General features: G+C 63.3%; 8 protein-coding genes, 1 tRNA gene and 1 pseudogene. 3 read left to right on the plus strand and 7 right to left on the minus strand.

Annotated features, from left to right (window positions below; genetic code table 11):
- Positions 1–273: 273 nt before the first annotated feature.
- From clpX to IVB31_RS10640, 4 genes are all read right to left on the minus strand, one after another.
- Positions 274–1,545, minus strand: coding sequence for an ATP-dependent Clp protease ATP-binding subunit ClpX (gene clpX, locus IVB31_RS10625; RefSeq protein ID WP_045014137.1), 1,272 nt, complete (start codon positions 1,543–1,545; stop codon positions 274–276).
- A gap of 450 nt (positions 1,546–1,995) precedes the next feature.
- A complete protein-coding gene (locus tag IVB31_RS10630) occupies positions 1,996–2,631 on the minus strand; it encodes an ATP-dependent Clp protease proteolytic subunit (protein ID WP_247321585.1) in 636 nt (211 codons plus the stop codon).
- A gap of 293 nt (positions 2,632–2,924) precedes the next feature.
- Complete coding sequence (gene tig, locus IVB31_RS10635; protein WP_247321587.1) at positions 2,925–4,286, minus strand: trigger factor; 1,362 nt, start codon at positions 4,284–4,286, stop codon at positions 2,925–2,927.
- Between the two features lie 173 nt (positions 4,287–4,459).
- Positions 4,460–4,544: transfer RNA gene (locus IVB31_RS10640), tRNA-Leu, on the minus strand.
- A gap of 164 nt (positions 4,545–4,708) precedes the next feature.
- Here IVB31_RS10640 and IVB31_RS10645 point away from each other — a divergent pair.
- Positions 4,709–6,013, plus strand: a complete 1,305-nt coding sequence (locus tag IVB31_RS10645; RefSeq protein WP_247321589.1) for a multicopper oxidase domain-containing protein — start codon at positions 4,709–4,711, stop codon at positions 6,011–6,013.
- A 1-nt stretch (position 6,014) separates the two neighbouring features.
- On the opposite strand, the gene IVB31_RS10650 is transcribed toward IVB31_RS10645, so the two are convergent.
- Entirely contained in the window at positions 6,015–6,458 is a 444-nt protein-coding gene (locus IVB31_RS10650) for a GNAT family N-acetyltransferase (RefSeq protein ID WP_247321591.1), read from the minus strand.
- The gene (locus IVB31_RS10655; protein WP_247321593.1) at positions 6,458–7,957 is read right to left on the minus strand and encodes an NAD(P)H-hydrate dehydratase; all 1,500 of its coding nucleotides are present in this window, start codon (positions 7,955–7,957) and stop codon (positions 6,458–6,460) included. The genes IVB31_RS10650 and IVB31_RS10655 overlap by 1 nt, the downstream gene beginning before the upstream one ends.
- A gap of 382 nt (positions 7,958–8,339) precedes the next feature.
- On the opposite strand from IVB31_RS10655, the gene IVB31_RS10660 reads away from it, so the two are divergent.
- Complete coding sequence (locus IVB31_RS10660; RefSeq protein ID WP_007603495.1) at positions 8,340–8,678, plus strand: P-II family nitrogen regulator; 339 nt, start codon at positions 8,340–8,342, stop codon at positions 8,676–8,678.
- 152 nt (positions 8,679–8,830) lie between these two features.
- Complete coding sequence (gene glnA, locus IVB31_RS10665; RefSeq protein ID WP_247321595.1) at positions 8,831–10,240, plus strand: type I glutamate--ammonia ligase; 1,410 nt, start codon at positions 8,831–8,833, stop codon at positions 10,238–10,240.
- Between the two features lie 209 nt (positions 10,241–10,449).
- On the opposite strand, the pseudogene IVB31_RS10670 reads toward glnA, so the two are convergent.
- A pseudogene (locus IVB31_RS10670) lies at positions 10,450–10,781 on the minus strand (hypothetical protein); the annotation flags it as partial.

Raw genomic sequence — 10,781 nt, forward strand, 5'->3', positions numbered from 1 at the left:
GCGCAACCGCCACAAGGTGCCGAGGTGATCCGCAAAACCGATCGGTCCCTTTTGGTTGGACCGGCTCGTCGGATCGGAACTGAGGCGAATCTTGAAGAGAATTCTCGCTCGCCGCCGACATTAGGTGGCTATCGACCCGGGGGGTGTCAAGTCATTGAAACACACGCGCCATCAGGCGCTTACGCACGCAGCTAAGCGACGCAACTCCGGCTGCGGAGATACTTTCCGCAGCCCTCAACTGTTGAGACGATTGGAGCGTTCCAGCGCCGTAAATCAGGCGCTGGCGTTCTCGACGGCGCGATCGGACCGATCGGCGTAGATGTAGAGCGGACGCGCTGTTCCTTCCACGACTTCGCGGGAAATCACGACTTCTTCCACACCTTCGAGGCCCGGCAGGTCGAACATGGTCTCGAGCAGGATCGCCTCGAGGATCGAACGCAGTCCGCGCGCACCGGTCTTGCGCTCGATCGCCCTGCGGGCAACCGCGCCAAGCGCCTCGTCGGCGAAGGTCAGCTCGATGTTTTCCATCTCGAACAGCCGCTGGTACTGCTTCACCAGCGCGTTCTTCGGCTCGACCAGAATCTTCTTGAGCGAGGCCTCGTCGAGATCCTCCAGCGTCGCCACCACAGGCAGACGGCCGACGAATTCCGGGATCAGGCCGTACTTGAGCAGATCCTCGGGCTCGACGTGCCGGAAGATTTCGCCGGTGCGGCGGTCTTCCGGCGCCAGCACCTGAGCGGCGAAGCCGATCGAGGTCGAACGTCCGCGTGCCGAGATGATCTTTTCAAGGCCGGAGAACGCACCACCGCAGATGAACAGGATGTTGGTGGTGTCCACCTGCAGGAATTCCTGCTGCGGATGCTTGCGGCCGCCCTGCGGCGGGACCGAAGCCACCGTGCCTTCCATGATCTTGAGCAGCGCCTGCTGCACGCCCTCACCCGACACGTCGCGTGTAATCGAGGGGTTGTCGGACTTGCGGCTGATCTTGTCGATTTCGTCGATATAGACGATGCCGCGCTGGGCGCGCTCGACATTGTAGTCGGCGGCCTGGAGCAGTTTCAGGATGATGTTCTCGACGTCCTCGCCGACATAGCCGGCCTCGGTCAGCGTCGTCGCATCCGCCATCGTGAACGGCACGTCCAGGATGCGGGCGAGCGTCTGCGCGAGCAGCGTCTTGCCCGAACCGGTCGGACCGATCAGCAGGATGTTCGACTTCGCAAGCTCGACGTCGTTGTGCTTGGTCTGGTGGTTGAGGCGCTTGTAGTGGTTGTGCACCGCGACCGACAGGACCTTCTTCGCATGGCTCTGGCCGATCACGTAATCGTCCAGGACCTTGCAGATTTCCTTCGGCGTCGGAATGCCGTCGCGCGACTTCACCAGCGAGGATTTGTTCTCCTCGCGGATGATGTCCATGCAGAGCTCTACGCACTCGTCGCAAATGAAGACCGTGGGACCCGCGATCAGTTTACGGACTTCGTGCTGGCTCTTGCCGCAGAACGAGCAATATAGCGTGTTCTTGGAGTCGCTCGTGCCGACCTTACTCATTCATGTCTCCGTCCGCGGTTCGATCCCGTCCGCTCGATCGCTCTATTCCGGTACGACAGCCGGTACAGACCTTCAAATAGAGCAAATTCCGTACCAAAAAAGACCCTACGCGTTACATCCCGTGCGAATCACGGTCACTCGATTCTCCGCGATCATAGCCGATCAATCGTAGCCAACCATGCTGTCACCCGACTATCAAGAATTCGCTAATCGGGGGTCGCCGGCTACCCGTGACAATACCGTGATTTCAGGTCTTGGCACGGGCGAAGTGATCGAAATCACCCCGGCGTTGCTGGATTGCCACGAAAAACAAGCACGAAAGCGGAACTTTCTGCTTGTCGCAGGGCGCAAAACTGCGTTTTGCGATGCGCGCACGTGTCTTTAACGTGAACGCCACCCTGATGGTGCCCCGGCGATCCCAAAAGGGAACGTCGGGACAGCCCGGTAGTGCTACGGGGTCTTCGCCGCACCGGCCTCTTCGGCGCGCTTGTCGATGACCCTGTCGACCAGACCGAACTCCTTGGCGTCGCTCGCTGTCAGGAACTTGTCGCGTTCCAGCGCGTCCTCGATCGCCTTGTAGGTCTGGCCCGTGTGCTTCACGTAGATCTCGTTGAGCCGCTTCTTCAGGTTCAGGATTTCCTGGGCGTGCAGCATGATGTCGGTGGCCTGGCCCTGGAAGCCGCCGGAGGGCTGATGCACCATGATGCGCGCGTTCGGCAGCGAGAAGCGCATGTCCTTTTCGCCGGCGCAGAGCAGCAGCGAGCCCATCGAGGCGGCCTGGCCCGTGCACAGCGTCGAGACCGGCGGGCGGATGAACTGCATGGTGTCGTAGATTGCGAGGCCCGACGTCACCACGCCGCCCGGCGAGTTGATGTACATCGAGATTTCCTTTTTCGGATTCTCCGCCTCAAGGAACAGAAGCTGCGCGACGATCAGCGTCGACATGCCGTCCTCGACCGGCCCGGTCAGGAAGATGATGCGCTCTTTCAGAAGGCGCGAGAAAATATCGTAGGCGCGCTCACCACGGTTGGTCTGCTCGACCACCATGGGCACGAGGTTCATGTAGGTTTCAACCGGATCGCGCATGAGTCACCTAGGGTTTATAGAGGCGGACATCGCCAGTCTTGGCTGCCAGTTGGGGCTGGATCTGCCGGTGGGCCGATGGACGTCCCGTGATGCAGGAACTTGAGAGAAGAACTTGGAAGAAGCAGAAGGCGTAGCGACAGATATAGCCCAATTCGCGCCTGACAAGTGCGGAGCGAATTAAGGCTTAATCCGCGAGGCAGTTGAAGCTGATTCGTGCAAAGAGGCCCAGCCGGCCAATTGGCTAGCTCGACCTCTTCGCTGATCGTCCTTAACGGAAGGCTTTCTCAAGTCCCTCAGGCCGGGGTCTTTTCCGCCTCGTCGTCCTTGTAGAGCTCATCGCGCGCGACCTTCTTCTCGGTCACTTTGGCGAGCTCGAGGATGAAGTCGACGACCTTGTCCTCATAGATCGGTGCACGAAGCTGGGCCAACGCTTGGGCGTTGCTGCGATAATAGTCCCAGACCTCCTTCTCGCGGCCGGGCATCTGGCGCGCCCGCTCGATCACGGCGCGGCCGACCTCGTCGTCGGTCACGCTGATCTTGTTCTTCTCGCCGATCTCGGAGAGCACGAGGCCGAGCCGCACGCGGCGATCGGCGATCTTGCGGTACTCTTCCTTGGCGGCGTCTTCAGTGGTGTCCTCGTCGGCAAAGGTCTTGCCTGCGGAATCCATCTCGGCCTTCACCGAGTTCCACATCAGATTGAACTCCTCATCGACCAGCGAGGGCGGCGCCTCGAAGCGATGCGCCTCGTCGAGGCGGTCGAGCAGCGCGCGCTTGACGCGCTGGCGCGTCGCGGTCGCGAACTCGGCGATCAGCCGTTCGCGCGCGGCTTCCTTCAGCTTGTCCAGCGATTCGAGGCCAAGCGTCTTGGCGAACTCGTCGTCGATCGCGAGATCCTGAGGCGCCTCGATCAGCGTCGCGGTGGTCTCGAACTCGGCCGGCTGGCCGGCCAGCTTGTCGTTCATGTAGTTCTTGGGGAATGCCACCTTCAGCGTGCGGGTCTCATCGGCGGCGATGCCGGTGAGCTGCTCTTCGAAGCCCGGGATGAAGGTGTTGGATCCGATCACGACCTGGATGCCCTCGCCGGTGCCGCCCTCGAAGGCTTCGCCGTTGATGGTGCCCTTGAAGGCGACGGTGACGCGATCACCCGACTCGGCCTTGCTGCCCTCGCCCTTCGCGGCATAGCCGCGATTCGAATCGGCGATGCGCTTGATCGCCTCGTCGACGTCGGCGTCGGTGACGTCGGCGACGGGCTTCTCGACCTCGAAGGTCTTGAAGTCGGCGAGCGCGATCGACGGCACCACCTCGATCGCAACCGTGTAGGTCAGATCGGTCTTGCCGTTGAGCAGCTCCTCGACCTCGGCCTGCTCGGTCGGCATGGTGATCTTCGGCTCGGTCGCGAGACGGAAGCCGCGCTCGGAGAACAGCTGCGTGTTGGTGTCGCGGATGGTCTGGTCGATGGTCTCGGCCATCACCGAGCGGCCATAGACCTTCTTGAGGTGGGTGACCGGCACCTTGCCGGGACGGAAGCCGTTGATTTTGACCTTGTCCTTGAGGTCGACGAGCTTGGCACCGGCCTTGGCGTCGAGATCAGACGCGGGAACGCTGATCTTGAACTCGTGCTTCAAACCTTCCGAGAGGGTTTCTGTGACCTGCATGGCGTCCAATCTTCTTCTCGTTCGGCCCCGGCGCGCATGCGTCGGGACGCTGTCATTAATCGATCCGGCGCAAGGCAAACGCCTCAACGCCGGTGGTTCATCGAACCGGCTTCAGGCGGACAAACATCCGCGCGCAAGCAGGTCGCGTAATCCGTGCAAACGCTGAAAGCGCTTGGTGCGGGCGGAGGGACTCGAACCCCCACAACTTTCGTCACTGGAACCTAAATCCAGCGCGTCTACCAGTTCCGCCACGCCCGCGTAAATTTGCATCAAGACCGGCCGCGATGCCGCGGGCGGCGGGCTTATAGCATGGGCCCGCCTGTTCGCAGCAAAAAAATGGCCTGATGGAGGCAGGCTTCACCTAGGCACGATCGCTGGACTTATCCAGCGCGGCGTGGTCCGGATCGGCCATGAATCGGCCCATGACAACGCGGATCTTTGCCCCGACGCGACGCGAGGTTTTGGCGGGGGTTGGCGCCTCGGCGGCCGGGTTGATCGCCGGCGGCGCAGGCCCGGCCATCACCGCCCAGCTCGCCCTCCAGGCAAGGCCGGCGACGCTGGCCCTGAGGCCGGGGCTGCCGGCGACACCGGTCTGGGAGCTGGCCGCCGTCAGCCACCTTGGGGACGTCCGTCTCAAGCGTGGCGACCGTTGCGAGGTGGTGTTTCGCAACGATCTGCCTGTGCCGCTTGCGCCAGTCTGGTACGGCCTGAACGGCCCAGCCGCTTCCGACCCGCTCAGGGGACGCGCGCCGACCCCACCGGACGCGACTGAAACATCAATTATTTCAATATCAAATGCAGGAACCCTGCTGGCCGACTTCCGTCTCTTCGAGGACGGCCTGAAGCAGCCCGCCCGCCCGCTGCCGATCATCGCCGCCGAGGCCAACCGGGTCACCGTCGATCGTGACGTGGTGCTTCTGATCGAGGAATGGCGCCTGCGGCCGGACGGGACCGCGCTTCCCCCGGGCCAGGACCCGAAGGACACGACCGCGCTCTACACAATCAACGGGCGGACTTCATTCGAACTCTCAGCTGCGGCCGACGAGCGGCTGCGGCTGCGCTTTATCAATGGCTCCCAACGCTCTGTTCTCGCGATGAAATTGGAGAATTACGAGGTCCAGCTGGTGGCGCTGGACGGACAGCCGGCTGAGCCGTTCCCGGCGCGCAACGGGGCCCTGGTGCTGGCCCCCGGGGCACGGGCCGACGCCTTTGTGGATGCGGCCGCATCGGCCCCATTCCTGCTGCATGACGGCAAGGAGGCGCGCCAGGTCGGCAGCCTCCTGGTCTCGGGCAAACCGGAGCGGCGCGTGCCGCTGACGCCGCCACAGCCGCTCCCCGCGAACAACCTTCCCGACCGGCTCGATCTGAAAGGCGCCCTGCGGTTCGATGTCGCGCTCGGCGCGCCCGACACCGGGTGGACGCGGCCTGCAAATTTCTCAACGTCGTCGGCCCCCGCCTTCCGCACCAAGGCCGGCCGCACCGTCGTGCTGGCGCTGAAGAACCCCGCCCCCGTCACCACCGTGTTCCACCTGCACGGCCACCATTTTCGCCTGCTCGACAAGCTCGACGACGGCTGGAAGCCCTATTGGCTCGACACGCTCGCGATCGAACCCGGCCAGACCCATCGAATCGCGTTCGCAGCGGCCTCACCGGGACGATGGCTGATCGAATCCGTCGTCACCGACTGGGCCGCGCCGCGGCTGGTGCGCTGGTACGCGGTGGAGTGACTTAATCGCCCCCGCGCATCCAGAGGTAACGGGCATCGGGCTCTTTCTCCTCGTTCCGCGCTCCGTCGGACTGTTCAACCAGTGCAAATCCCCGCGCTTCATAGAAGCGCCGCGCCGTTGCGTTGCGCTGGAAGGTCCAGAGCTCCAGCCGCTCGCAGGCGCCCTTGGCGACGTCCAGGAGTTCGGTGCCGACGCCCTGGCCTTGGGCTGTCGGAAGCACATAGAGCTGCTCGACCCAGCCGTCGCGGAAAGCGATGATCCCGCTCAGTACGTCGTCGTCGAAGCGTCCCCACACGCGGCACGTCGGAAAGACACGTTCGCGGTAGAACCAGCGGTCCTCGTCCGGCGTATGCAGCCCGAAGAGCCACGGCAGCGCATGGTTAAACGCAATCCGATGAACCTGCGCCGCCGCGCTCATGTCGGTGAGCGCGAGCTGCCTGAGCATTAATACTCCACCCCGAGCGCATGATAGATCCGCCGATGCACGGCCGGTAGCGTCTCGGTCAGGTCCTCCGCGATCAGGCCGGGCCCAGCCTCGCTCCCGGCTTCGCCATGCATCCACACGGCGATGCAGGCGGCTTCGAACGCCGGCACGCCTTGCGCCAGCAGACCTGCGATGATGCCGGCGAGTACGTCGCCGGCACCCGCTGTGGCGAGCCAGGGAGGCGCGTTGGCGGCGATGGTGGCGCGGCCGTCGGGCGCGGCGATCGTGGTGTCAGGCCCCTTCAGCAGCACCACGGCGCCGGAGCGCTCGGCGGCGGCGCGCACGCGCTCGATCTTCGAGCGTCCCGGATATTTGTTGCTGAGGTCGGAGAACAGCCGCGGGAACTCGCCCTCGTGCGGCGTCAGCACCACCGCATTGTCCTGCGAGGTCTTGATCGATTCGAACAGGCGCTCGGGATTGGCCGCAAAGCTCGTCAGCGCATCCGCGTCCAGCACCAGATGCCGCTGCGCGTTAAGCGCCGTGTGGACGAGATCGCAGGTACGATCGCCGATACCTGCGCCTGGGCCGATGATGCAGGTATTGTAGCGCTTGTCGCCGAGCAGTTCGCCGAACTCGATTGCGGTATCGACGGGGCGAACCATCACCGCGGTGAGCGCAGCCGCATTGATTGCGAGCGCCTCGCGTGGGCTCGCCAGCGTCACCAGGCCCGCCCCCGCCCGCAGCGCCCCGCGCGCGGCGAGCCGTGCCGCGCCGGTCGCGGCCGCATCGCCGGACACCGCCAGCACGTGCCCCCGCGCGTATTTATGGCCATCGATCCGCGGCACCGGAAAGGCCGCGCCCCAGAAGTCCGGATCGTTCTCGAAAATCCGCGGCCCGATTTCGTCGAGCACCTGCGCCTCGATGCCGATGTCGGCGACACGCACGTGGCCGCAATGCATCCGCCCGGGCAGCAGCAGGTGCGCGGGCTTCTTGCGGAAGAAGGTGACGGTCTCGGTGGCGTTCACCGCGACGCCGAGCACAGCCGCGCTGGTGCCGTTGATGCCGCTCGGCAGATCGACGGCGAGCACAGCCGCGCCATTGGCGTTGATCGCCTCGATCATCGCGCGCGCCTCGCCGTCGACGGGACGGCTGAGGCCCGCGCCGAACAGCGCATCGATGATCAGCGCAGGCTTGCCGATCGCCTGCGGATTGAACGGCAGCACCGGGTGCTTCCAGCCCCGCGCGGCCGAGGCCGCATCGCCCTGAAGCTGGTCGCGCTCGCACATCAGGATCACCGAGACCTCGCGGCCCTGGGCGGCGAGCTCGGCGGCTGCGACAAAACCGTCACCGCCATTGTTGCCGGGGCCAGCCACGATCAGGATCGGCCCCTGCTCCACCAGCGCATTGGCGGCCTCCGCGACCGCCTGGCCCGCGCTGAGCATCAGCTTGAAGCCGGGGGTGCCTGCCGCGATGCTGAGCTGGTCGGCGCGCTGCATTTCAGCGTTGGTCAGAACTTCCATGCCACTTCCCTGGTACAAACGCCTCTTCGACAGGCATCTTCCGTGCCGGATCCATACACATGACGGATGCCTGCACACACATTGACCGTTTGCCTATTTCGTAGTCTTCGGTATTTTGGGGCGGTCGGCGCCACCTAACAGAGATGCTCGTTAAAAGGCTGATAACGCTCCAATAATCCAGGGCATTTGCAACTTGGCATAGACCCTGCTTTCGAGGAAGCCGCTTCGGTTCGTCGTGCTCACTGGCATTTCACAGGGTGTGGCCGGCCGTTGTTGGCGGGCTGGTCAGGGATCCCGGCATAGCGAAGACAAGATCGTGCGTTAAGAAAAGCGCATCCTGACGAAGACGTTGCTATTTGTTCGAAAGGCCGGGAGGCGCGCAGTGAAGAAGATCGAAGCCATCATCAAGCCATTCAAGCTCGACGAGGTGAAGGAAGCGCTTCAGGAAGTCGGCCTGCAGGGCATCACCGTCACCGAAGCCAAGGGCTTTGGCCGGCAGAAGGGTCACGCCGAGCTCTACCGCGGCGCAGAATACATCGTCGACTTCCTGCCCAAGGTGAAGATCGAGATCGTGATCGGCGACGATCTGGTCGAGCGCGCCATCGATGCGATCCGCCGCGCCGCGCAAACCGGGCGCATCGGCGATGGCAAGATCTTCGTTTCCAACATCGAGGAAGCGATCCGCATCCGAACCGGCGAATCCGGGCTGGACGCTATTTGAGCCGGGTGCTATCCCGCCTTTTGCGACACTCTGACAAGAAATAAGGCTGCTTCGGCGGCCTGATTTCATTTGTGCGGTCGCGCAAAACTCGCCCAAAGCGAGAATAATTTTGCTCATCTGGAAACCGACCCGCAGAGCCAAAAGGGGTATGCATGAAGACCGCCAAAGACGTCCTGAAATCGATCAAGGACAACGACGTCAAATACGTCGACCTGCGCTTCACCGATCCGCGCGGCAAGTGGCAGCACGTGACGTTCGACATCAGCATGATCGATGAGGACATTTTCGCCGAAGGAACGATGTTCGACGGCTCCTCGATTGCCGGCTGGAAGGCGATCAACGAGTCCGACATGTGCCTGATGCCCGATCCGGTGACCGCGACGATCGATCCGTTCTTCGCCGAGACCACGATGGTCATCACCTGCGACGTGCTCGAGCCGACCACCGGCGAGCCCTACAACCGCGACCCCCGCGGCATCGCCAAGAAGGCGGAAGCCATGGTGAAGTCGATGGGCGTTGGCGACACCGTCTATGTCGGCCCCGAAGCCGAGTTCTTCGTGTTCGACGACGTGCGCTTCTCCGCCAACCCCTACAACACCGGCTTCCGTCTCGACTCCTCGGAGCTGCCGACCAACTCCGACACCGAATATGAGGGCGGCAATCTCGGCCATCGTGTTCGCACCAAGGGCGGCTACTTCCCGGTGCCGCCGCAGGATTCCGTGCAGGACATGCGCTCGGAGATGCTCGGCGCCATGGCCAAGATGGGCGTCAAGGTCGAGAAGCATCACCACGAGGTCGCCTCCGCCCAGCACGAGCTCGGCATGAAGTTCGACACGCTGACGCTGATGGCCGACCACATGCAGATCTACAAATACTGCATCCACCAGGTCGCGCATATCTACGGCAAGACCGCCACCTTCATGCCGAAGCCGGTCTATGGCGACAACGGCTCGGGCATGCACGTGCACCAGTCGATCTGGAAGGACGGCAAGCCGGTGTTCGCCGGCAACAAATACGCCGATTTGTCGGAGACCTGCCTCCACTACATCGGCGGCATCATCAAGCACGCCAAGGCGATCAACGCCTTCACCAACCCGTCGACCAACTCCTACAAGCGCCTGGTCCCGGGCTATGAGGCCCCCGTGCTGCTCGCCTATTCGGCGCGCAACCGCTCGGCCTCGTGCCGCATCCCCTACACCGCTTCGCCGAAGGCCAAGCGCGTCGAGGTGCGCTTCCCCGATCCGCTCGCCAATCCCTATCTCGGCTTCGCCGCGATGCTGATGGCCGGTCTCGACGGCATCAAGAACAAGATCGATCCGGGTCCGGCGATGGACAAGGACCTCTACGATTTGCCGAAGGAAGAGCTGAAGCAGATCCCGACGGTGTGCGGCAGCTTGCGCGAGGCGCTTGAAAACCTCGACAAGGACCGCGCGTTCCTCAAGGCCGGCGGCGTGTTCGACGACGACTTCATCGACGCTTACATCGAGCTGAAGATGACCGAAGTCGCCCGCTTCGAGATGACCCCGCACCCGGTCGAGTTCGACATGTACTATTCGGGCTAAGCGGCCCGAACGGTATCCGACAAGCAAAAGGCGCTTCCGAAAGGAGGCGCCTTTTCGTTTGGGGGCTACGCTGGGGAAGCAACTTTCGTTCTGCATCTGACTCCACTTCGTTCTCGAAGAACGAATCGGACTCGAGAAATTCGGCGCGCACCAATTCTTGCTGATTGGTTTATTCGGTTCGAGATATTGCGAGCGCAGCTCGATTGAACTCATTTATCCGGAAAATTCACCCCGATCTCCGTCACCACCGGCGCCCATCTCACCAGCGCGGCGTTATCGGACGCCGCCTTGACGCCGTCCCCCAGCAGCGACTTCGGCGCAGCGGACTTCTTGTCGAAGCGCACCGTCATGGTGCAGCCGCCTTGCAGCGGCCGGCCGAGCGCGCCGCCCTTCCAGTCGGTGACGAAGCCGCCATAGTCCCATTCGAAGCCGCTGACCAGGAACGGCTTGCCATTGGCTTTCTGCACATCGGCAAGGCTCGAGCCGATCGTGACGCCGCCAACACTCCAGCGGCTGGTCCTGCCGGTGTCGCGCAGGGTCA

This window comes from Bradyrhizobium sp. 21, assembly GCF_023073335.1.
Classification (GTDB): Bacteria; Pseudomonadota; Alphaproteobacteria; order Rhizobiales; family Xanthobacteraceae; genus Bradyrhizobium.

Bases quoted from the DNA above. Each gene is read 5' to 3' on its own strand.
- IVB31_RS10645 (WP_247321589.1), top strand. From the start codon at position 4,709: ATGACAACGCGGATCTTTGCCCCGACGCGACGCGAGGTTTTGGCGGGG.
- IVB31_RS10655 (WP_247321593.1), bottom strand. From the start codon at position 7,957: ATGGAAGTTCTGACCAACGCTGAAATGCAGCGCGCCGACCAGCTCAGC.
- glnA (WP_247321595.1), top strand. From the start codon at position 8,831: ATGAAGACCGCCAAAGACGTCCTGAAATCGATCAAGGACAACGACGTC.
- clpX (WP_045014137.1), bottom strand. From the start codon at position 1,545: ATGAGTAAGGTCGGCACGAGCGACTCCAAGAACACGCTATATTGCTCG.
- tig (WP_247321587.1), bottom strand. From the start codon at position 4,286: ATGCAGGTCACAGAAACCCTCTCGGAAGGTTTGAAGCACGAGTTCAAG.
- IVB31_RS10630 (WP_247321585.1), bottom strand. From the start codon at position 2,631: ATGCGCGATCCGGTTGAAACCTACATGAACCTCGTGCCCATGGTGGTC.
- IVB31_RS10650 (WP_247321591.1), bottom strand. From the start codon at position 6,458: ATGCTCAGGCAGCTCGCGCTCACCGACATGAGCGCGGCGGCGCAGGTT.